Origin of the sequence: Enterobacter sp. 120016 (assembly GCF_018383635.1) — a bacterium.
In the GTDB taxonomy this organism is placed as follows: domain Bacteria; phylum Pseudomonadota; class Gammaproteobacteria; order Enterobacterales; family Enterobacteriaceae; genus Enterobacter; species Enterobacter asburiae_D.
In genome coordinates, this window is the sequence record NZ_JAHAWC010000071.1 from 1 (window position 1) to 213 (window position 213).

Consider the following 213-nt stretch of genomic DNA (forward strand, 5'->3'; position numbering starts at 1 on the left):
GGGAATATTGCACAATGGGCGCAAGCCTGATGCAGCCATGCCGCGTGTATGAAGAAGGCCTTCGGGTTGTAAAGTACTTTCAGCGGGGAGGAAGGTGTTGAGGTTAATAACCTCAGCAATTGACGTTACCCGCAGAAGAAGCACCGGCTAACTCCGTGCCAGCAGCCGCGGTAATACGGAGGGTGCAAGCGTTAATCGGAATTACTGGGCGTA

1 rRNA gene is annotated in these 213 nt (G+C 53.5%); it reads left to right on the plus strand.

Annotated elements, in window-relative coordinates:
* Positions 1 to 213, plus strand: a 16S ribosomal RNA gene (locus KIF87_RS23160); the annotation flags it as partial.